Below are 22475 nucleotides of genomic sequence, written 5' to 3' on the forward strand. Positions count from 1 at the left end.
TCGCTGTTCATTCATACTTGTATTTGAAAAAGCCCCCGCTTCAGCGAAGCGGGAGGCTGACTAGCTGTTCGGCTGGCCTATTCGGACCGGCTGAATAAAAACGATGGACTATGCATTACACACGACCGGAGAGTTGTTGCTCTGCCAGTTGTACAAGACGTTTGGTGATATACCCTCCCAGAGAACCGGTTTCGCGGGAAGTGTAGTTACCATAGTAACCGTCTTGAGGAATAGTTACTCCAAGCTCTTGCGCCGCTTCAAGTTTCAGTTGTTGCAGCGCAGCGGTTGCTTGAGGAACGACCAGGTTGTTGGAACGGCTGCTGCGACCTTGGTTTTGACCTACTTGACCCATGTGTGTCACCTCCTTCGTCCTTGGTAGAGATAGTATGAGCGCGAAGGCGGGAATTCATGCATGATAAAGAAAGGTTCAAAGGCTGGGAATAAGTGTATAAAAAGACGGCGAATTCACGCGTCAGCTGCGGATTTTTCCTTGGAAACGCCGCGTCCTTACCAAGCTAATACCGGCTGCGGAATACAGCAAGAGGGCAACCCGGTTTGTAGCGGCGGATTGCCCTCTTGGCGCTGCTTGCGGTATTTGTAATACCACGATTATTTCATTCTTTGGGATATATGATTTCAATTGTGGTTTTTAGTTCGAGACTCTTGCCGGGAGAAAGCGTCAGCAGTCCGGTGAATTCCGGGTCCCGGGAAACGTTGGGCGCGTCCGGAAGCCATGTGTACGGCTCGGCGCAGAGATACTGGTCGGCAGGTCCTTTCGTATAAACGACCCAATGACGGAAATAGTTCCCGTCGCCGCTGTATCGAAGTCCGTAGCCGTCGTCACGAAGCAGCAGTGCCTGAACGGGGGTCTTCGCGCCGATCCGCAAAGCGGTGTCGAAATTGGTCCCCTGCAGGTTCATGCCTTCATTCAGGGCTTCGAGCGGGCCGAGCGGAAGCACCTTTCCGCTGGGCAGAAGCTGGTCATTCAGCTCGTAGATGCTCTCTACGGGCAACTTCAGACTCCACCGCTGCGGCTCTCCGTCAATCATGAACCAGGTGTGATAGCCGATCCCGAAAGGGATGCTCCGTCCGTTGCCGAGATGGGTCACCTTCAGGGTCTGATACAGAACCGCATCCTGCAGCCGGAAGGTCATTTCGAATTGAAGCGGAGCCGGCAGCTGCTGCATCCAGTGGGGATCGTCCGTCGTCTTGAATTCGGTGGTTACCGCGCAGCCCTCATCGTCTTCCTCAATATCGCTGACGCACCAGGACTGTGTCCGGTGCAGGCCGTGAATATGATTGTCGCCGGCGGTGTTGCGGTCAAATTGGTAATGTGCGCCTTCAAATTCGAATTGTCCCTTGGAGATTCGTCCTGGCGGAATCAGGAGCGGAATGCCAAAATGATAGGGCTTCTGCATATAGAAATCCAGATCCGCCTCTTCCGGCCGGCGCAGAACCTCCCGCCCTTCCTTTCGGTCCCACAGGGAGATTACGTTGTTGCCGAGACGCGGCAGCAGCGTGACTTCCAAATCGCGGCTGTGCAAAATGTAAGTGTCATAACCGCACCATTGCCCTTTGGTCACCTGTTTCATGATCCATGCTCCTTTTTTCGTACGCTTGATTCGAAAATATAGATGTGAACACGATATCCTTATCATAACAGATTTATGTTCGCGCGGTTAAAGAATTCGTTATTTCGCTAAACACTCATTTGACAAACCTGCTCTCCGGGCTCTATGATGAACTCAGTTAACGATGTTGTCAATGCGATGACGGGGATAAGTAGGCGGGAGTGGCAGGTCATCAGAAAGCCGGTGGGTGATGCGAACCGGAGAATGCCTCCCGGATGAATGGACCCCTGAGCGCCGCGATCGAACGGGAGAATTCTCCCTGGTAGACCGGCCGGTTCTTCCCCGTTACAGGAAGTCTTAAGGCGGTTTGCAGCATTTCATGACGCTTCCAGGCGGTAAGCGCAACAGAAAGGCTGCAGCGGCAAATAAGGGTGGCACCACGGTCTCACGTCCCTTGGGAGTGAGGCTTTTTTGCGTTTTTTTTAGGCCAATCATCATGAATTTGAATCGGAGGAGATATACTATGAAAAAAGTTCTGTCCGGCATACAGCCCAGCGGCTCGCTGACGCTCGGCAACTATATCGGCGCGATGAAAAATTTCGTCAAGCTTCAGGAAGAGCACCAGTGTTATTTTATGGTGGTAGACCTGCATGCCGTCACCGTACCGCAGGAACCGGCCAGCCTGCGTGAGCAATCCGAAGCAGTAGCCGCGCTGTTCATCGCGGCGGGCATCGATCCCGCCCGGTCCAATGTGTACCTGCAGTCCCATGTGCCCCAGCACGCCGAACTGGGCTGGCTTATGACGACGCTCACTGCGATGGGCGAACTGGAACGGATGACGCAGTTTAAAGACAAATCCTCGGGCAAGGACACCGTGGGCGCGGGATTGTTCGTATACCCGGCGCTGATGGCCGCCGATATTCTGGTGTACAACGCGGATCTCGTTCCGGTGGGCGAAGACCAGAAGCAGCATCTGGAGCTTACCCGCGATCTGGCGGGGCGTTTCAACCACCGCTACGGCGAGTTCTTCACCATTCCGGAGCCGTATATTCCGAAGGTTGGCGCACGGATCATGTCGCTAGATGACGGGCGGAAGAAAATGAGCAAGAGCAACCCGAACGCAGGCAGCTACATCGCCCTGCTCGATTCCCCGGATGTCATCCGCAAAAAAATCAGCCGGGCGACTACGGACTCCGGACGGGAAATCGTATACGACCCGGCCAACAAGCCGGAGGTCAGCAATCTGATGAGCATTTATTCGGAATGCTCCGGGCTGTCGCTTGCGGAAATCACCGAACGCTATGAAGGACAGATGTACGGCGGCTTCAAAAAGGATCTGGCTGAAGTCGTCGTGGCGACGCTGGAGCCGATTCAGGAGCGCTACCGCGAGATCCGCAGCTCCGGCGCCATTACCGACATCCTCGCGTCGGGAGCCGAGCGCGCCCGGGCCGTGGCGTCGGTAACGCTGGCCGGGGTCAAGGATCGGATGGGGTTCCTGCCGGCGCGTTAAGCCCGTTGGCCTCTTCTGAACCCCGGCATTCTCCCTGCCTTTATAGTCTGCGCTCTTAGCAGCGTACGCTTGTCATTCCCTTTCGCTGCGGGCTTTGATGATGAATCCCCAGCCGATATTGAGCATGCATAAGGCGCCCAACAGGAGCGCCATCCACAGCCGGTAGCTGAGGGCGATGGAGGCTGCGGCGAGGAGCAGGATCGAAGAAAGCGCGAACCATAGCGAGAGCCCTTTACTCATGGAATGCCTCCGTTTCGAGGCAGGCCTTTCGAAGCCCGAACGGGCTTGGATCAAGGCGGCTGCCCAATAATAGAATATTCTATAATGAAATAAGGTCGGTTGACACTAAAAATCCCGGAGCGCCATGAAAGGCTTCGGGATTTTTTTATATGGATAAGTTTGACGCTTATTTATACTTTCATCGACCCGGGCTCAATGGCGAACCGTTCGTCCAGCTTCTCGCTGCTGAGCCAGCCCACATAAGTCTGAAGCGGGTGATATTGGTGATCCATGACAAGCACGGCGACAAACGGAAATTGCTTGCGGTGCAAATAACGGACGTCTCCCCAGCGTACAATATAACCCGAAGACAATTCCTCCACCTCGGCGACGGCATAGGAAGTAAAGTACAGAAATGCCTGGATATCCGGGTGGGACTTGGAGTGTTCCACGGCCGGATGCCGGGAGTTGACCGCGTGCTTAAACCACTCCAGACGTCCGTAATTGAGCTGGCCGACATAGTAGTCGCCTTCCTTCTTGGCCTTGACGACATTCCAGCGCCTTGGCTTGATCGTGGGGATGACGATATATTTGTCGCTGGGGTCATGCTTGATGTCTTTGAGCTTGATGCTTCGGGTGATCCGGGCATGCGCCACGATTCTCCAGATGTAGTACAGGACGATGATGATGTACAGTGTGACGAACAAGGGAGCTGGCGGGATCAGGCCTGTAACCCACAGCGCGATAGCCGCTACGTGAGTACCGAAAATAAAGGGATCGAAAATATGGATAATGTTCCAGGCAATCCAGCGTTCCGTGATCGGCCGGGCCGCTTGGGTGCCGTACGTGTTGAATAAATCGCTAAACACGTGAATGGCAACGGCGATAAAGCTCCAGAGGGCAAGATGACCGACGGAGCGCGCATCGTTCAGTCCGAAAATCGGACTAAGCACCATTGTGATAAGCCCGGGCCACAGAAGCAAAAAGGGAAGGGAGTGAGTGATTCCCCTGTGATTTCGGATATAAACCGCATTGCTCTTCAACCGAAGAGCGGTGTCGGCATCCGGGGCCTGAGAGCCGATAACGGTGGCCAGCATGACGGCTCCCGCCAGCATCGGCTGCGAGGAGACGGCGGGATCGACGAAGGAGAGCCCCGCGAGTCCAAAACCCATAACGAAGTGTGTAGCGGTATCCATAGCGCAGTTCTCCTTTGTACGGAAGTTCTCTATTAATAACTACCCATTTTAACTCCTTAATATTTATGTTCAACTGAAATATTTTCCGTCACGCAATTGTCAAATTGATGAACATCTTGGTCAATGATTGTCAAAGTATTTTGCCGTTTGTTATGATAAAGTTAACAGCGGAAGGTTAATATTCGTCAGTATAAACTACGAAACAGGCTTGCAAGTACGTTCCGTCTTAAAGGCGGAGCATTAAGGAGGAACTCATATACGTGGATAATCAATGGAGATATCAAGCCTCTTCCGAATCCGCGGCCATGTCCGCCAAACTCCCCCCTGAAGCCGAACGCGCCACATGGCGCGATTTCATTACGGTAACCAAACCGGGCATTATCCGGTCGAATCTGATCGCCGCGTTCGCGGGCTTCTGGCTGGCCTCCGGTTGGGACGTCCATTACGGTAAACTGATCCTGACCCTCATCGGCACGATGCTTGTGATGGCTTCGGCCTGTGTGTTCAACAACTACTTCGACCGCGATTTGGATATGAAAATGGAACGGACCAAGAAGCGGGGTCTGCCAACCGGCCGCTTGAAGCCGAATACGGTTCTGGTCTACGCTGCAGGGCTCGGAATCGCCGGACTCGTCTCGCTGTTCGTTTTTTCCGGAGTATTGGCGGGTCTGTTGGGAATCGTCGGCATGTTCGTCTATGTTGTAGTATATACCCTTTGGCTGAAGCGGACCTCCACCTGGAGCACCTCGGTCGGCGCCATTTCCGGCGCAATGCCGCCGGTGATCGGTTATGTTGCCGTAACGGGCAGGGTCGATCTTGGCGCCTGGCTGCTGTTCGCAATGCTGTTCCTGTGGCAGCCCCCACATTTCTGGGCGCTTGGCATCCGCCGCAAGGAAGAGTACCGCGCCGCCGGATTTCCGCTGCTTCCGGTCGTGAAAGGCACGCGGCGCACCAAGCTGCAGATGATTCCCTATGTTGCGTTGCTCGTTCCGGTTTCGGTGTACATGTATGTGTACCATTACGCCGGCATTTTTTATTTGATTGTTTCCGCTGGACTCTCCGTCACCTGGCTTTATCTGACGCTGAAAGGCCTCTGGGCAAAGGATGATGACGCCTGGGCGAAGCAGAACTTCTTTTTCTCCATTAATTATTTGACGCTCAGCCTGATCGCTATGGTGCTCAATACGATTAACGGATAACGAAGGGAGAAGATCATGCGCATCCTCTTACGGTACAAATGGACTTGGCTGATGCTGCTGCTCGCGCTGGCCATGGCGGCCTATCTGGCCGCAAGCTCCTGGTCTTCCCGAACGGGGAAGCTCCCGGTTATCGGGGAAGTGCATGACTTCTCCCTTGAAAATGTAAACGGTGACACGGTGACGCTGTCGGATACGGAGGGCAAGGTGCGGCTGGTCTATTTCTTTTTTACCCAGTGTCCGGATGTATGCCCCGTTACGACCTTTACCCTGTCGCAGACTCAGAAATTGCTGATCAAGGACGGCAGCTTTGGCAAAGATGCGGCCTTTCTCTCCATCTCATTCGACCCGCAGAACGATACGCGCGAAGCGATCAAGACGTATGCCGACCGTTTCCATGCGAACTATGACGGCTGGTACTTTCTGCGCGGAGATCAGGAGAAGGTGCGGAATCTGGCGGCCGATTCGTTCAAAATCCTGATCGCAGGGAACAGCAAGGACAATTTCGCCCACGCGAACCTGATCGGGCTGGTGGACCGGGAGAACCGGCTGCGCGCCTTGTACAATGCCGGCGACACGGACCAGGTGACCCCGGAATTTCTGGCGGATGCGGTGAACAAGCTCGCCCGCGAGTAACGCTTTGGATTTGTAAGCTTTGTTTGGAAACGCGCCTTTTTCGTTTTTCCCTTGTGCCGACATGGAGGGGAGGAGCGGAAAAAGGCGTTTTTTGTGGAAATAAGGACTCGGGCTGCTTCAGTAGGGCAGCGGCTCGGGATAGATAATGAATTCTTCCAGCCCCGCCTTTTCAAGCTGCGCAATATTGTATTCATCGGGCGTGCCTTCGACTCCGGCGTAACCGCGGCGGGTGTAGATATGCTCGGCGTCGGGAAAAGCTTCGCGCAGGACGCCGCGTATTTTTTTGCCGGAGCTGTCGTTGTCCATATAAAGGTAGACTTCATTATCTCCAACTTGTTTGCGCAGGGCCTCCAGCTTGAGCGTATTGAGCGTGCCGTTGGTGCACAGAATGTCGATCTCGGGCTTCAGCAGACGCCTTAACCGGCTGCGGTCATTCTTTCCTTCGACAATGATGGTAATGGACATGATGGCGGCGTCACCTCCGGCGGATAATGGAAGCGCGGCATGACGGCTGCCGGGCCTTTAACTATATATTACCTAAGGTTTGTCACTTTTAACAGAAGCGGCCGCAGGATTGTAGTCATTCCCCGGGAAATGTCGCATCATCCGCCGGAATCTGCCGCGAATTTTATCTCGCAGCTTGAAACCCGTACATGGACAGTAAAAAAATCATCCGGAGCCTGACGGCTGTCCGGATGATTTCGTGGAATATGCGCTATAGAGAGCAGAGTCCGTGTCTTATAGCCAGCATGTTTTGAGGATGATGACGAGCAGAACGTAGAGGACCAGAATAACGCCGGTAGAAGTCGGACACACCGGAGCGGTTTGAACCGGAGCCACAACGGGTTTAGGGCAGCAGGGATTCGTCATTGTAAATCAACTCTCTTTCGCAGTGGATTCTTGACTACGATGTATTATATGTCGATTTATCTACCGGGTTTGTGTCCCTGCCCATTTAACGACGGACGGCAAGACTCGACTTTAGGGAGGCGGCTGTACTGCGTATAGATCAAATCGCCGGACCTTCCCAATCGGGACGGTAGGCGGACAGCTTGCCTGATCCTGGAAGCGGGATAATCAGCAGGGCGAGCATCACCAGAACGAAGGCGATGAAGTAAGGCGAAACGAACCCCCGAAGCTGTCCGGCCGCGACAGGGCCGGCGAAGGCCCCGAGGGAAGTGGCGATGGACTGCAGCGAGAAGATTCGCCCCATACGCCCGGGTCCGCCGATGCTGATGAATAGCGAGGCTAAGGCCGGGAACAGCACGCCCTTTGCGGTGCCCATCAGAAACAGAATGACCGCCGGAGGGATTCCGGGGACGGCGGCAAGGCCGAAGAAGCAGAGCGCCATGCCAAGCAGCGCCGCGCCGATCCGCCATAGAGCGGGCAGGCGGTTCATAAACAGCATGCTCAACGTGACGAGCGCGCCGAGACTGAGCAGCGAAAGCAAAATTCCCGTTGAAAGAATGCCCTTGTTTCCGTTTGCTGCCTGCGACAAGGGGAGCTCAAAGAACAGTACGCCCTGTGCGGCTGCAATGAAGAAAGGCAGCAGGAGAAAGCGCAAGGGAACCAGCTTCGTTGAAGCGGCTTCCGGCGAAATCAGCGCTTTGGCGTGCCCGTCTTCCGCCGCTGCGCTTACCGCCTTCGCCGGCTGGTTCCTTGCAGCCCTTGGCACACTGAAGAACGCCATTACGCCGGTAGCGATCAGCAGCCAGCCCAGGCTCAGGAACGTGCCTGAGAAGCCGGCTTTGGCTACGATGAAAGCGCCGGCTGCCGGTGAAAGGACGGAAGCGAGCGTATGCACGATCCCCTGCCCGGACATGTACTTCCCCTGCTTCTCCGAATCGCTTGACAGCGAGGCGAGCAGCGACATGCAGGCGGGGGAGAGGAACGCGAGCGCAAAGCCGCTCGCCGCCCGGAGAAGCAGCAGATGCCACGGCAGACGGGCATACGCCTGGAACAGCAGGATTACGCCCGCGGCGATCAGGCTGTAGACGATATAGCGGCGGCTGCCCTTCCGGTCGATCAGCACGCCGGCCAGCAGATTGCCGGGGAGATGCGTAAGCGAATACATGCCCATCATCCAGCCGATAAAGGCAGGACCGGCGCCCAGCGAGATGGCGAAGGGGGTCAGAACGGGATACTGCGCATGCAGATCAAAGTAGGCCAGAAACAAGAACAGATAGAGCCAGAGTGCGGTCTTCAAGCGGCTGTGCACCTCCATGAGCCGTCCCAGGCTTGCCAGGTCAGGGCGGACAGAAATGAAAAATGAAGAGACACCTTCCCGGAAGGTGTGGACAATCGCTACTTGTACTTTACGTGAGGGCGGGACGGCATATGCTGGTTTTTTAAAATATAAGATCCGCGAGGAGCGGTTTAAATCAAGAAATCTGGAGATGGGCAGCGGCCGGAAGTCCAAACGTTTCTCGTAGTTACGACTGATATCTGATGGGAAAATCTTAAGTTCAACTTATATAGACCGATTTGTGAAATATGCGGAATGATCATGTATAATAATCAATATCCGTGGCAATTGCGCTTAAGCGAAACCGTACAGAGCGGAGCCCGGGGCAAATAGGTACAGGAGCGTGTTGCAGGATTGATGGATACTCAGGTGTGGTCGCAATTTATTAGAGAAAATTGGCTCGTGATCGTTATCGGGCTTGTGCTGCTGTTCGCTGTTGTCAATTTGGTCAAAACGGTGCTGAAATGGGCGATCGCCATTGTCATTGTCGCAGGGCTGCTCATCTACAGCGGCGTTACCATAGATCAGATCGGAAATGCCGTGAATAAGGTCAAGGAGGGAACGGTCGACACGCTGAAGACCGAAGCCCAGAGTGTAATGCTGAAGGAAGCGAAGGATGCTGTCTACACCGCGAATGAAGACGGAACCTTTACGATTACGACGCCCAATATCGAGGTGAAGGGCAAGGCCGGCGAGGATAAGGTGAGCGTAACCTTCCGCGGCGTCAGCCTCGGTCAGTGGAGCGTGAACGATACGCTGCGCAGCTTCATCAATGAAGCGCGGAAAGCGCAGGGAACGGGTCAATAAAGGGATTAAGAACGATCGGTACCGGATTAATCATAGCCGCAGCTAAATACAAGACAGGTGTTAGAGCAGGAGGGAAGACATGTTGAACGAATGGCTGCAGAGCCTGCGCGATGCCAATATCATCACGCTATTATTGCTGGTTGTTGCCGCCTTTTCGTTGATTCAGGGCTGGTTCCGGGGATTTTCCCTGTCCGCGGGCAGGTTGTTCGGGCTGCTCGGCTCGGGCATTGCGACGATTGCGGCGTTGGTTCTCTCCGCGCTGGCCGCGGCGTATTTCTCGCCGTACGTTCAAACGTGGGCGGCTGAAACAACCGCGCCCGCAGGAGAGCTGAAGCAGTGGCAGCAGCTTTATTACACTGCCGTGTCGGCGCTTGCGGGACTTCCGCTGCTGCGGTTCCTGTTCCTGCTGATCCTGGGCTACAGCCTCATTCGGATCATCCTGGGGCTGCTGGTCCCGCTGCTGCCATTTCCCCGGAGCCGGCGGCCCGGTCTGCCTGGCCGGAGAATTTCGGCAGCAAGCCGCCTCGGCGGTGCGGGCATCGGACTGTTCATCGGCGCCGTCCGCTGCCTCCTGATCATCATCGCGCTGTATGTCTGGACCGGACTGAGTCCAAGCAGCGGGTTGTCCCGCTACGTGGAAGAGTCGCCGGTGTACCGGCAGGGCGTCGAATCCGTGATCAAGCCCGTGGCCGGTACCACGGTGCAGGACCATCTGCCGGTGCTGACCAAGGCGGTCGCCGACGAGATGAACGAAATTCTCCGGCGCAAATACGAAATCATCGACCGGGATGTACCCAAGGATATTGCCGGAGCGGCGGAGGACATCGCGGGGAACGCGAAGAACGACGAGGAGAAAGCCCGGCTGCTCTACGATTGGGTCGGCAGCAGAATTTCCTACGATTATGCCAAAGCCGAGAACTATGAGCAGAATCGGATATGGAAAGAACAGACGCCGCAGGATACCTTCAATACCAGGCTTGGCGTATGCATCGACTATGCCCGGCTGTATGCCATGATGGCCCGATCGCAGGGCCTTGATGTGCGGGTGGTGACCGGCCGCGGCTATGACGGTCAGGGCGGATACGGGCCGCATGCCTGGAACGAGGTGTATATCGCCGAGCGGAAGGCGTGGATTCCTCTGGACTCCACATGGGCCAAGAGCGGAAACTGGTTCAATCCGCCGGATTTTGACTCCACCCATATGAAGGAAAGTGTGCTTTAAGGCATTTATTTTAATTATTTTAATCATAAAGGAGAGAACAAAGTGAGCCTTTTTCGCAAGCAGGGCTCGACCTCGGACGAGACCAACGGCAAAAGCACCCTGGCGCTGCGGATCAATGTATTCTTTTTCAGCACCTTTATCATCTTTTGCGTCATTATTATCCGTCTTGCCGTGCTGCAATTTGTGGAAGGACCGACGCTGACCGAAGTGGAGACGAACCGGGATACGAAAGATGTGCCGCTGGCCGCCATGCGGGGTTCGATCCTCGCCGCTGGAGGCGAGAAGATCGCCTACTCGACACCCGTTCAGTCGTTGTACATTACACTGACCAAGGAGTACACCGCCAAAAAGACGGACAAGGATACCGGCAAAACGGATTTTACTCCGGAAGCCAAGGCGAAGGCCGACAAGTTGGCGGCTGACCTGGTGGATAAGTTCAATCGGCTGGGCGATCCAGGCGAGCAGAAGATGACGGTGGAAGAGGTCAAGGATTCATTCGATCTGGAGTTCAGAAAATACAACGGCTATACGCCCCGCCGGATAAAAGTGGGACTTTCTTCCAGGGAAGTCGCTTATTTTATGGAGCACAAGGATGAATATCCCGGCCTGGAAGTTGTAGAAGAGAACGTGCGGCATTACGACAAGGATAAGGTGGCCGTTCAGAGTGTCGGGTATATCAAGCTGTTCAAGAATTCCAACAGTCTTCCCATTTACCAGAACGTTCTAAACGCGATGAAAAAGGATCCGACAGCGGGCCTCACTTATAAAGACGATGAATTCGTCGGCTTCGACGGTCTTGAGCTTCAGTACCAGCGCGAGCTTCGCGGGCAGAACGGATATCAGGAGATTTCCATCAATCCGCAGAACATGGCGGAAAAAGTCGAGAAGGTCGTTCCTCCAATAAAGGGCAATGACATCTGGATGACAATCAACAAAAATGTGCAGCTCAAGACCCAGCAGGCAATAACGGACCAGATCAAATGGCTGCATACGCACCCGGTTCAGGGCAAAACGCATCCCAATGCCATAACGGGCTACGCGGTCGCGATGGAGGTCGACACCGGAAATATCGTGGCCATGGCGAGCATGCCGGATTATGATACGAATGCGTGGACTGACGGAAGTATTTCGAAAATCCTGGACATCACCAACTATCAGAATGGCACGATAACTCCTTTTTCGTCCGGGAGATCGGGCAATAATTTTGAATCGACCGTTCTGATGGGCTCCACCGTCAAGCCGTTAAGCGTATTGATTGGGCTAAACGAGGGACTCTTCACGACCTCCACTTGGTACACGGATAGGGGGATTACTTCCTTCGGTAAGGCAGGCCATGAAACCAAGGTTCGGAACGCCTCCGGCCACGTCTATGGAGGAATGGACCCCGCCTTGGCTATTGAGCATTCCTCCAACGTTTTTATGGTTGATATGGTTGGTAAGAGACTGTATGACAAATATGCCTCCAAAGGCATCGAAGTATGGGACAAATATATGAAGGAGTTTGGACTGGGCGTGTCGACTGGAGTTGATCTGCCCAATGAGTTTCTGGGAAGAATCAACTATACGAATCTAAAGGCGGCAGGCAGTGCCCAGGCAGCTTTGGTTTACGCCTCTTTTGGTCAACAGGGAGCTTACACCACGCTGCAGCTTGCCCAATATGCTTCTACCCTGGCCAATAAGGGTGAGCGGATCAAACCGCATCTTGTCAGCAAAATTACGGATCCCTCGGGTAAAGTGGTCACGACGTTTGGACGTGAGGTACTGAATACCGTCAAAATGGACGATGCTTACTGGAACGAGGTTAAGCGGGGGATGAACAGTGACGTCAGCGCGTTTGACGGATTCCCTTACGACTTTGCCCGCAAGACGGGAACCTCGCAGCAGGCGGCGAGAGGTGATTTAAAAGACAACGGCGTCTTCATCGCCTACGCGCCGAGAGAGAATCCGAAGCTGGCCGTTGCCGTCGTGATCCCCGAAGGGGGCTTCGGCTCGAACAGCGCCGCGCCGGTGGCGCGGAAGATTTTTGACGCTTACGACTGGGAGTACGGGCTGGATGGTGTGCCGAAAAAGAGTCTCCAGCAGCAATCCGCGGGTCAAAGCGGCAGTCCTGACGAGAGCGGCGCAACAGGTACGAACTAAAGGAACTGACAGCAGCCTTTAATCGTATATTAAGAGAGGGGACATCTTCTTTGTATTTATACCACACAAGAAGGTGTCTTTTTCTTTGATGACAGGCCACAGAAATGTGCTGAAAAATATTCGAGGCTCAGCGGTGCTTGTGTTACAATAAATGGGTTACTTTGGAAATGGATTCCTTGGACTTTAACCTGCTTCCCGGGGATTCATAGGGTATTCTTTAATGTTATAATTAAGGAGAGAACAAAGTGAACCTTTTTCGCAATCAAATCTCGCCTTCGGACGAGACCAATGGCAAAAGCACCCTGGCGCTGCGGACCAATGTATTCTTTTTCAGCACGTTTGTTATCTTTTGCGTCATTATTATCCGTCTTGCCGTACTGCAATTTGTAGAAGGACCAACGCTGACCGAAGTGGAGACGAACCGGGATACGAAAGATGTGCCGCTGGCCGCCATGCGAGGTTCGATTCTCGCCGCCGGAGGCGAGAAGATTGCCTACTCATCCCCTGTCCAGTCACTGTACATTACGCTCACCAAGGAATACACCGCGAAGAAGACGGACAAGGATACTAAGATTACGGATTATACTCCGGAAGCGAAGACCGCTGTCGACAAGCTGGCGACGAATCTGGTGAATAAATTCAATGAACTAGGCGACAAGAGCGGGGAGAAGCTGACGGTGGAGGACGTAAAGGACTCGCTCGACCTGAAGTTCAGGAAATACAACGGCTATACACCGCGCCGGATCAAGGTGGGACTCTCCGCCAAGGAAGTCGCTTATTTTATGGAGCACAAGTATGAGTACCCGGGCCTGGAAGTCGTGGAAGAGAACGTGCGGCATTACGATAAGGATACGGTGGCTGTCCAAACGGTCGGGTATATCAAGCTGTTCAAGAATTCCAACAGTCTTCCCATGTACCAGAACGTTCTGAACGCGATGGAGAAGAAGAATTCGAACTCGGGGCTGATGTACAAAGATGAGGAATTTGTTGGCTTCGATGGCCTTGAGCGGCAGTATCAGCGGGAGCTTCGTGGGCAGAACGGTTATCAGGTTGTCTCCATCAATCCGCAGAACATGGCCGAGAAAGTTGAAAAGGTCGTTCCTCCCGTCAAGGGCAATGACATTTGGATGACGATTAATAAAAATGTGCAGCTCAAGACGGAGCAGGCGATCACTGATCAATTGAAATGGCTGCATACCCATGCCGTTCAGGGCAAGACGCATCCTGACGCTGTAACAGGCTATGCGGTGGCGATGGAAGTCGATACCGGAAATATCGTGGCCATGGCCAGCATGCCGGATTATGATACGAACGCGTGGACCAGCGGCAGTATTGATACTCCAACCTACAATAAAATTAAAGATTATTATCAGAATGGTACGATTACTCCAAATGCTTCAGGCAGATCGGGCCATAACTTTGACTCGATAGTTCTGATGGGTTCCACCGTCAAGCCGCTCAGTGTATTGCTAGGGCTAAATGAAGGCCTCTTTGGAACATCAGACAAGTACACGGATACAGGGATTGCTTATTTTGGCAGAGCCGGCCATGAGACCAGCGTTCGAAACGCATCCGGCCACGTTTTAGGTAGAATGGATCCGTCTGAGGCCATAGCACAATCGTCTAACGTTTTTATGGTGGAAATGGTAGGCAAGAGATTATTAAAGAAATATGGTTCCAAAGGCATTGACGTATGGGATAAATATATGAAGGAGTTTGGCCTTGGTGTCTATACGGAAGTAGACCTCCCCGGAGAACGCAGGGGGAAAATCAACTACACCAAAATTAAAGCTGCGGGCAGCGTCCAGGCAGCGCTGGTCTATGCCTCGTTCGGCCAGCAGGGCGGATATACGGCGCTGCAGCTTGCCCAGTATGCGTCAACATTGGCCAATAAGGGTGAGCGGATCAAGCCGAATCTGGTCAGCAAAATCACGGATTCGAGTGGCAATGTGGTCAAAACGTTCGGCCGGACGGTATTAAATACCGTTAAAATCAACGATGCGTTTTGGAACGAAGTTAAGCGGGGCATGAACAGTAAAGTCAGCGCGTTTGACGGCTTCCCTTACGATTTTGCCCGTAAGACGGGAACCTCGCAGCAGGATTATTACGATAAGAATGGCAAACACACGGTCGACAACGGTGTCTTCATCGCCTACGCTCCGCGTGAGCATCCGAAGCTGGCCGTTGCGGTCGTGATCCCCGAAGGGGGTTTCGGCTCGAACAGCGCCGCGCCGGTCGCGCGGAAGATTTTTGACGCTTACGACTGGGAGTACGGGCTGAATGGTGTGCCGAAGAAGAGTCTCCAGCAGAATCAACCGGTTAATATAAACCAATAAAACAGAAAATGGAGGGGTGGCAATGACTGCCAAATACCGCCTGCTTGCTTTGGATATGGATGGGACCTTACTGAATGACGAACAATTGATTACACCGGAGACGGTAAAATGGATTCACAAGGCGGTCGACGCGGGCATCCATGTGTGCTTGTCCACCGGACGCTCTTTCGACTCTGCGTATCCTTATGCCGAGCAGCTTGGACTCAAGACACCGATGGTGACGGTGAACGGCAGCGAAGTGTGGCGGGCGCCGCATGAGCTGTACCGCCGTTCACTGATGGACCCGCAGCTCGTCAAACAAATGCACGCGATCGCGGCCCAGGCCGGCATCTGGTATTGGGCGTATGCCGTCGATGGCGTGTATAACAAGGAAAGCTGGGACGGCGATATCGATGGACGGGAGTGGCTGAAGTTCGGCTATCATACGGAAGACAACGATATCCGCCATCAGGTGCTGCTGAAGCTGCAGGACATGGGCGGTCTGGAGATCACCAACTCCTCGCCTTACAATCTTGAGATCAATCCGCTCGGCGTGAATAAAGCGGCCGGAATCAAGGAAGTGTGCGGCCTGCTGGGCATCAAGATGGAAGAAGTTGTGGCGGTCGGCGACAGCTTGAACGATCTGGCGGCGATTCAGCAGGCCGGCCTTGGCGTTGCGATGGGCAATGCCCAGGATACGGTCAAGGAGGAAGCCGACGCGGTAACTTCGTCGAATAACGAGGATGGAATTGCCGAGGTGATCCGCCGTTTTATTCTGCTGGATGAAGCGGCTGCCTCCCAGCGCAAGTCCTGACCTGATGCGTAAGACCTGCTTGCCAAGGGAACGCGGACAATATAAACACAGGAGGGACCAAGCTTGACTATTCTCGGTTGGATTCTGATTATCGCACTCTTTGCCGTCGGCTTGGCCGGAGCCGTCTATCCGATTTTGCCGGGAGCCTTGGCGATTTATTTTGCCTTCTTCGTCTATGGCTGGTTCTTCGGCTTCGCGCCGTTCGGGCCATGGTTCTGGATCATCCAGACGCTGATCGTCGCCGCGCTGTTCATTGCGGACTATGTCGTGGGGGCATGGGGCGTCAAAAAATTCGGCGGTTCGCGCGCCTCCGTGATCGGCAGCACCATCGGCCTGATCGCGGGACCATTCGTGATCCCCGCGTTCGGCCTCATTATCGGGCCGCTTCTCGGAGCGTTTATCGGCGAGATGATCGCCGGATCGAATCCGGGCAAAGCGCTCAAGGTCAGTGCCGGCTCCATGCTCGGGCTGTTCAGCAGCACCGTGGTTAAAGTCGTGCTTCAAATCGTTATGGTCATCCTCTTCTTTATTTGGATCGGCCGGTATTAAATTCACTGCAAAGTAGGGGAAACAGGTTGTCGAAGAAGGATTCTTTTGTCAAAGGCACAATTATACTCGCCGCCGCCGCGCTGGTGGCGCGCGTGCTTGGCATTTTTCAGCGGGTTCCGCTTGAGCATTTGTTCGATGATGTTGGGGATGCGGCCTTTTCGCAGGCCAACAATGTGTACCTGATGCTGCTGACGCTCGCCACGGCGGGCATTCCCAGCACGCTCAGCAAAATGGTCTCAGAGCGCTACGCTCTGAACCGTCCGGATGAAGCGCGCCAGGTTTACCGGGCCGCGCTTATTTTTGGCGCCGTTGCCGGCGTGATCATCTCTGCGGTGCTGTACATAACTGCTCCGCTGTTCGCGAAGCATGCAGGCGTGCCGGAGAGCACGCTGGCGATCCGGGCGATCGCTCCCGCGCTGCTGCTGTTCCCCACCATCGCGATGATGCGCGGGTACTCGCAGGGCCGCAACAATATGATGGCCAACGGGATTTCCCAAATCGTGGAGCAGATCGCCCGCGTGATGACGGCTATTCTGCTGGCTTTCCTCCTGCTTCATCAAGGGTACGGCAACCCGGTTATGGCGGCGGGAGCCTCGTTCGGCAGCGTGTTCGGCAGTATCGGAGCTTTCGCCATCATGCTGTATGCCGCGATCAAGATGAAGCGGAGCGACAAGCAAAGCGGCATCCAGGCTTCCTCCGAAGCCAAATTGCCGCTGCTGGGGATTTATAAAGATATTTTCAGCTTATCCATCCCGATCATTTTGTCGTCCATGACGATTCAGGCCGTCTATTTCATCGACTCTTCCCTGATCGTTCCGCTGCTCAGCGGGCAGGTGGGCGTCCCTGAGGCGACCAGGCAGCTAGCCATTCTCGGCCAGAAGGCGCAGAGCATCGCGGGCATTCCGCCCGTGCTGGCGATCGCCCTCAGCACCTCGCTCATTCCGGTCATTTCGGCGGCCTACGCCCGCCGGGACGAGGAGCATCTGAAGCGGCAGATTACGCTCGCCATGCGCATCGCCATTCTGACCGGAACGCCGATCGTGCTGTCGCTTGTCGTCGCAGCCTATTCGGTGAACGGCCTGCTTTTTACAAGCCCTTCCGGCAGCGGCATGATCGCGCTGCTGACGCTGGGCACGATTTTTCAGATTACAATGACCACTTCGAACTCCATTCTGCTCGGTATGGGCAAATCGCGCATTTCCATGTTCTACGTGCTGGCGGGGATTATCGTCAAGCTGGCGGCGAGCGTGCTGCTCAGCCGGTTCATGGGCATTTACGGCATCATTATCGCTACGGCGCTCTGCTTTATTGTCATCACCGCCCTCAACTTGCGCCTGCTTCGGACCATTGTGCCGTTCGAGATCATGGGCAAGCGCTGGAGAGGGTATCTGCTGGCTGTGCTCGTATCGGGCGCCGCCGGTTACGGTCTGAACGAAGCCGGAATCAGTCTGGCTGGAATGATGCCTGCGCGGCTGGCTTATCTGATTGCATGTCTCGCAGCAGGAGCGGCGGTTGTCATTCTTTATCTCGTTATGCTGATTGTGCTGGGCGTATTAAGCGCGCAGGAACTTGCAAGCTATCCGCGTCCGGTGCGCAGGCTGCTAAGCCCGCTCATGAAGCTGCAGCCGTCGCGCATGCGGGAAAGAGAGTAGGGGCATTTGACTTCCGCTGCGCATTTTGCTTCACTTAAAGAGTAAGAAGAGATTATTGCCATATTAGAAAGGGACGGTGTAAGTAATGGACAAAATCAGCTCTGCGGCCGAATTTCAGGAGGCCATCCAATCTCCAAGACTGACCGTGGCCGTATTCAAGGCAGACTGGTGCGGAGATTGCAAATTTATCAATCCGTTTATTCCCGAGGTAGAGCGGAATTTCGCAGATAAACTGACGCTGGTTGAGGTGGACGTCGATGCGGTTGGCGATGTCAGCCAGGAACAGAATATACTCGGCATCCCCAGCTTTGTCGCTTACTCGGAGGGAAAAGAATTGGTCCGGTTCGTCAACAAGCTGCGCAAGTCGAGACAGGAAATTGAAGATTTCCTGAACCGGGCGTCCGAGGTGTACCAGACCATTCACAAGTAATGCGATTCGCCGCTTTCGCAAAGGTTCGTGCGGAGGCGGCTTTTTTTCAAATAAAAGAATGTATAAGCTGGGCGCTTATCATTTGGTCTTATATTTTTACGAGAAACGTACTTATCGGTTATAATGGAAACGCATAACTTTTTGTCGCGATAGACCCGGAAGCTATAAAATTTCATAAGACAGCGGGTGATCGGATTGACGGCGAAACAGTTGAAATGGCTTGGATACATAACCTGTCTCATTATGTTTCTCGCCCTGCTTGGCGGTGCGGTGGTCACGAAAACGGGGTCCGGACTCGAATGCGGCAATGAATGGCCGCTGTGCAACGGCAAGCTGGTACCAGCTTATACGCTCGGACAGATGATCGAATGGAGCCACCGGCTGCTGAGCGGTCTGGCGGGCCTGTTCTCACTGGCTTCAGCCGTGGCTTTCCGCCGTTATGCCCGGGACCGCCGTGATTTGCAGGCGTATGCCTTCTTGACGCTGCTTTTCGTCGTCATCCAGGCGGCCATGGGCGCTTTGGCTGTTGTCCGGCCGCAATCCGCCGCCGTGATGGCGCTGCATATGGGCTTCTCGTTGATCGCCTTCGCCAGCTCCCTGATGCTGGCTCTCGGCGCGGGAAGAAGTCCCTCTGCCGAAACGCCCGTCGGCCTTCCGCCGCTTGCCGGGGGCTTCCGCCTGCTGACCTGGGTGACCGCCGTTTATTCGTATATCGTCGTTTATATCGGCGCTTATGTGAGTCATACCGATTCGCAAGGGGGCTGCTCAGGCTGGCCATTGTGCAACGGAGAAGTGATTCCGGAGCTGTCCGGAGGAGTCGCCATTATGTTCTTTCACCGGGTCGCGGCGATGCTGCTGTTCGTTCTGGTGGCAGCGCTCGGGCATCTGGCGTTCTGGCGCTACGGCAATTACCCCGAGTTCAAGAAGCTTGGCATTGCCGCCGTTATTTTGTGCGTGCTGCAGATTTTTAGCGGAGCGGGCGTCGTGTTCACGCTGGATAACGAGCAGTGGTACCTTTTCGCAGCATTGGCACATATTGTACTGATCTCCGGTCTGTTCGGCGTGCTGTGCTATATGAGTGTACGCGTCTGGCAGCTTGGCCGGTTAAAAAATGAGGCGGCTTCAGATCAAATCAGCCGTTCTGGATAGAGTTGTTTGGAGGAGGAACAATATATTGGGATACAGCAATTTACGTCAATGGATAGAGCAACTGCGGAAGGATAAAGATCTTGCCGTTATTGAAGCGCCGGTCGATCCTTATCTGGAACTGGCGGAGATTCACCGCCGCGTCATCCAGGAAGAGGGGCCGGCGCTGTTGTTTACGAATGTAAAAGGAACTCCTTTCCCGGTAGTGACCAACCTGTTCGGGACGGTCCGCCGGGTAGATCAAGCGTTTGGCCCCCGTCCTGAGGCGCTGATGAAGTCGCTGATGGGCGCGGTGGAAACGCTGCTGCCCCCTACAGTGACTGGCGTCTGGAAGGAAAAAGGGCTGCTCTTTGACCTGCTGAAGGTTGGCATCAAGAATGTGCCGCAGGGAGACGCGCCCATCCTGAATGTCTGCCGGAGCACCGATCCCTTGAAGGGATTGCCGCGAGTCACAAGCTGGCAGGAGGATGGCGGCCCGTTCGTCACGCTGCCGCTTGTGTACACCGAAAGCCCTTCCAATCCCAAAGACCATAATCTCGGGATGTACCGGATTCAAATCTACGACGATCAAACGACAGGCGTGCACTGGCAGATTCATAAGGGCGGAGGCTTCCACCATTTTGAGGCCGAGCAGCGGAACGAAGCGCTGCCGGTATCCGTCTTCATCGGCGGTCCGCCGGCCCTGATCGCCACGGCCATCGCTCCCGTGCCGGAGCGCATGCCGGAGCTGCTGCTGGCTTCCATGGTGCTGGGCGGCCGTCTACCGATGGTCAAAGACCCGATGGGCGGCCACCGGATGCCGGCGGAGGCGGAATTTGTTATTCGCGGATTGGTTCCGCCGCATGAGCGCAGACCGGAAGGCCCGTTCGGGGACCACTACGGCTACTACTCGCTGAAGCATGACTTCCCGGTGATGAACGTGCAGCGCATGTGGCACCGCAAGGACGCCATTTATCCGGCGACCATTGTCGGCAAGCCAAGGCAGGAGGATTACTACCTCGGCGATTTCCTCCAGCGGCTGCTGTCTCCGGCTTATCCGCTCGTCATGCCGTCCGTCCGCTCCCTGTGGGCGTACTCGGAATCGGGCTCCCATACGCTGGCGTCCGCCGTCGTACGGGAGAGCTATTCCCGCGAAGCGCTCGTTTCGGCGTTCCGCATCCTGGGCGAGGGGCAGCTGTCCCTCACCAAATTCCTGATTCTGACGAACGAGCCCGTGGATCTGGCCGATTTCCCGAAGCTGCTGGAAACGGTGCTGGAGCGGTTCAATCCGGCGGTCGACTTGTTTATTTTCAACAAAACCTCGCATGATACGCTCGATTACACCGGACAGCGAATGAATCACGGCAGCAAAGGCGTCCTGATGGGCATCGGCAGCAAGGTACGCGAGCTTCCGCGAAGCTACGAGGAGGGCAACCTTCCGGGCATTCACTCGGCGCTGCCTTACTGCGGCGGCTGCCTTGTTGTTTCAGGCCCGTCCTATACGGAGGACCCGGAGCTGCCGCAGCGCCTCGTAGGCGCGCTTCGGGAGAAGAACACCTCCTGGCCGCTCGTTATTCTGGTCGACAATGCCGCCGAAACGGTGAAGACGCAAACCTCGTTCCTATGGACGGTATTCACCCGCTTCAATCCGGCGACCGATATTTTTGCCGAAGCCTCGGTTAAAAATCATCACATCGCCTACGAACTTCCGGTCGTCATTGACGCCCGCATGAAGCCGGGGTACCCGGACGAGCTGTTCCCGCGCGAGGATATCGTGGAATTGGTCGACCGCAACTGGAAGAACTATTTCCCTAAACAAGCTTTTTAATGATACATCCCGTGCCGAATGCACAAGGAGGACGGATATGCTGCGGATATTACTGGGGGAGCCTCCCCGTGAAAATACCGGCGTGCTGGCGGATGCCATGGACAAAATGGCGGAAATGGCGTCCATGCTGCGCTCGGAAATGAATGACAACGAGGATCGGGACCATGAGTACCGGAAGCTGGAAATCTGGATTCGCGGGCTGATCTCCTCGCTGGATGAGCTTGAGCAGAGCTTGTTCGCCGCTTGCTTTTTCCGCAAATCGGTGAAGGCGGGCTATATGGACGATATGTCCGTCAGCGAACAGGGGGATTACGCGCGCTATGTCTATTTTTACAAAAACGGCTTCATCCGCGTCTTCTCCCTGCTCGACAAGCTGGGAACGGTGCTGAACACCCTGTACGACCTGAATACGGTCCGGGTTAAAGCGCATTTTTCCTACTTTACCGTGCTCCGGCGGTTTCGTTCCACTAAGAAGCATAGAGAATTGTCGGGCCGGCTGGATGAGATCAAGGAATCGTACCGCGATCCGATGCAGAAGCTGCGAAATCGCCGCAACGCCGAGATTCATTATATGAACTCCGAAATGCAGGATGACTTGTGGCAGCGGCATCAGGGTCTGCACGACAAAATCCGGCTTGAGGATCTCGACGAGAATCTGGAGGATTTACGTCAGGGGATGGAAATGGTATGCAAAACCTTGGTCGAAGTCTTCACGTACAGCAACGAGCTGCTCGGCAAGAGTCTGGAAAAATCAAGAGATAGTAAACGATAACCTTTAAAAAATCTTTGACAAAGCATGTAAAAGATTTTATACTAAGGCATGAAAATTTCATATCCAATCTTATCGAGAGTGGCGGAGGGACAGGCCCGATGAAGCCCGGCAACCGATTGATGCGCGGCGTACGCATACGCCCTGAGCATCAGTGTCATGGTGCTAATTCCTACATAGCTGTGGCAGATTCACGGCTTTGTGCAGATGAGAAGGCATGGTCTTTTACAGTTAAGAGAGCCTCCCGCGGTC

20 protein-coding genes and 1 riboswitch are annotated in these 22475 nt (G+C 54.7%); of the genes, 14 read left to right on the forward strand and 6 right to left on the reverse strand.

What is annotated here, in order from left to right:
- Positions 1 to 115 precede the first annotated feature (115 nt).
- Complete coding sequence (locus tag G5B47_RS20415) at positions 116 to 352, reverse strand: alpha/beta-type small acid-soluble spore protein (RefSeq protein ID WP_025336329.1); 237 nt, start codon at positions 350 to 352, stop codon at positions 116 to 118.
- Positions 353 to 614: 262 nt separating this feature from the next.
- Positions 615 to 1592, reverse strand: coding sequence for an aldose 1-epimerase (locus G5B47_RS20420; protein WP_165102077.1), 978 nt, complete (start codon positions 1590 to 1592; stop codon positions 615 to 617).
- A 502-nt stretch (positions 1593 to 2094) separates the two neighbouring features.
- On the opposite strand from G5B47_RS20420, the gene trpS reads away from it, so the two are divergent.
- Positions 2095 to 3081, forward strand: coding sequence for a tryptophan--tRNA ligase (gene trpS, locus G5B47_RS20425; protein WP_165102080.1), 987 nt, complete (start codon positions 2095 to 2097; stop codon positions 3079 to 3081).
- Positions 3082 to 3153: 72 nt separating this feature from the next.
- On the opposite strand, the gene G5B47_RS20430 is transcribed toward trpS, so the two are convergent.
- Positions 3154 to 3321: a hypothetical protein gene (locus G5B47_RS20430; protein ID WP_165102083.1), complete on the reverse strand. Its 168-nt coding sequence runs from the start codon at positions 3319 to 3321 to the stop codon at positions 3154 to 3156.
- Positions 3322 to 3491: 170 nt separating this feature from the next.
- Positions 3492 to 4496: a metal-dependent hydrolase gene (locus tag G5B47_RS20435; RefSeq protein WP_165102086.1), complete on the reverse strand. Its 1005-nt coding sequence runs from the start codon at positions 4494 to 4496 to the stop codon at positions 3492 to 3494.
- Between the two features lie 260 nt (positions 4497 to 4756).
- Here G5B47_RS20435 and cyoE point away from each other — a divergent pair, with 260 nt between their 5' ends.
- Positions 4757 to 5695: a heme o synthase gene (gene cyoE / locus G5B47_RS20440; RefSeq protein ID WP_165102089.1), complete on the forward strand. Its 939-nt coding sequence runs from the start codon at positions 4757 to 4759 to the stop codon at positions 5693 to 5695.
- A 15-nt stretch (positions 5696 to 5710) separates the two neighbouring features.
- A complete protein-coding gene (locus G5B47_RS20445) occupies positions 5711 to 6328 on the forward strand; it encodes an SCO family protein (RefSeq protein ID WP_165102092.1) in 618 nt (205 codons plus the stop codon).
- A 117-nt stretch (positions 6329 to 6445) separates the two neighbouring features.
- On the opposite strand, the gene G5B47_RS20450 is transcribed toward G5B47_RS20445, so the two are convergent.
- A complete protein-coding gene (locus G5B47_RS20450; protein WP_165102095.1) occupies positions 6446 to 6793 on the reverse strand; it encodes a toprim domain-containing protein in 348 nt (115 codons plus the stop codon).
- 544 nt (positions 6794 to 7337) lie between these two features.
- The gene (locus G5B47_RS20455; RefSeq protein WP_165102097.1) at positions 7338 to 8534 is read right to left on the reverse strand and encodes an MFS transporter; all 1197 of its coding nucleotides are present in this window, start codon (positions 8532 to 8534) and stop codon (positions 7338 to 7340) included.
- Between the two features lie 396 nt (positions 8535 to 8930).
- Here G5B47_RS20455 and G5B47_RS20460 point away from each other — a divergent pair, with 396 nt between their 5' ends.
- The 11 genes from G5B47_RS20460 (at position 8931) to G5B47_RS20510 (ending at position 22226) form a co-directional block, all read left to right on the forward strand.
- Complete coding sequence (locus G5B47_RS20460) at positions 8931 to 9380, forward strand: hypothetical protein (protein WP_165102202.1); 450 nt, start codon at positions 8931 to 8933, stop codon at positions 9378 to 9380.
- A 79-nt stretch (positions 9381 to 9459) separates the two neighbouring features.
- Positions 9460 to 10602: a transglutaminase domain-containing protein gene (locus G5B47_RS20465; protein ID WP_165102100.1), complete on the forward strand. Its 1143-nt coding sequence runs from the start codon at positions 9460 to 9462 to the stop codon at positions 10600 to 10602.
- Positions 10603 to 10644: 42 nt separating this feature from the next.
- Positions 10645 to 12741 carry a peptidoglycan D,D-transpeptidase FtsI family protein gene (locus G5B47_RS20470; RefSeq protein WP_165102102.1) on the forward strand — a complete coding sequence of 699 codons (2097 nt, stop codon included), beginning with the start codon at positions 10645 to 10647 and terminating at the stop codon, positions 12739 to 12741.
- A gap of 245 nt (positions 12742 to 12986) precedes the next feature.
- On the forward strand, positions 12987 to 15077 hold the full coding sequence (locus tag G5B47_RS20475) for a peptidoglycan D,D-transpeptidase FtsI family protein (RefSeq protein ID WP_165102105.1): 2091 nt from the start codon (positions 12987 to 12989) through the stop codon (positions 15075 to 15077).
- 22 nt (positions 15078 to 15099) lie between these two features.
- Positions 15100 to 15870 carry a Cof-type HAD-IIB family hydrolase gene (locus G5B47_RS20480; RefSeq protein ID WP_165102108.1) on the forward strand — a complete coding sequence of 257 codons (771 nt, stop codon included), beginning with the start codon at positions 15100 to 15102 and terminating at the stop codon, positions 15868 to 15870.
- Positions 15871 to 15933: 63 nt separating this feature from the next.
- Positions 15934 to 16419 (forward strand): DUF456 domain-containing protein, encoded by a 486-nt coding sequence (locus tag G5B47_RS20485; protein WP_165102110.1) that lies wholly within the window; start codon positions 15934 to 15936, stop codon positions 16417 to 16419.
- A gap of 26 nt (positions 16420 to 16445) precedes the next feature.
- Positions 16446 to 18071, forward strand: a complete 1626-nt coding sequence (locus G5B47_RS20490; RefSeq protein ID WP_165102113.1) for a putative polysaccharide biosynthesis protein — start codon at positions 16446 to 16448, stop codon at positions 18069 to 18071.
- Positions 18072 to 18156: 85 nt separating this feature from the next.
- A complete protein-coding gene (locus G5B47_RS20495; RefSeq protein ID WP_025336315.1) occupies positions 18157 to 18501 on the forward strand; it encodes a thioredoxin family protein in 345 nt (114 codons plus the stop codon).
- A gap of 195 nt (positions 18502 to 18696) precedes the next feature.
- The gene (locus G5B47_RS20500) at positions 18697 to 19650 is read left to right on the forward strand and encodes a COX15/CtaA family protein (RefSeq protein ID WP_165102116.1); all 954 of its coding nucleotides are present in this window, start codon (positions 18697 to 18699) and stop codon (positions 19648 to 19650) included.
- A 25-nt stretch (positions 19651 to 19675) separates the two neighbouring features.
- Positions 19676 to 21454, forward strand: a complete 1779-nt coding sequence (locus G5B47_RS20505) for a UbiD family decarboxylase (protein WP_165102118.1) — start codon at positions 19676 to 19678, stop codon at positions 21452 to 21454.
- Between the two features lie 37 nt (positions 21455 to 21491).
- Positions 21492 to 22226: a Cthe_2314 family HEPN domain-containing protein gene (locus tag G5B47_RS20510; RefSeq protein WP_165102121.1), complete on the forward strand. Its 735-nt coding sequence runs from the start codon at positions 21492 to 21494 to the stop codon at positions 22224 to 22226.
- A 66-nt stretch (positions 22227 to 22292) separates the two neighbouring features.
- Positions 22293 to 22437: riboswitch (SAM riboswitch) on the forward strand.
- Positions 22438 to 22475: the final 38 nt, after the last annotated feature.

Source organism: Paenibacillus apii (genome assembly GCF_011043685.1).
Taxonomy (GTDB): domain Bacteria; phylum Bacillota; class Bacilli; order Paenibacillales; family Paenibacillaceae; genus Paenibacillus_AQ; species Paenibacillus_AQ sabinae.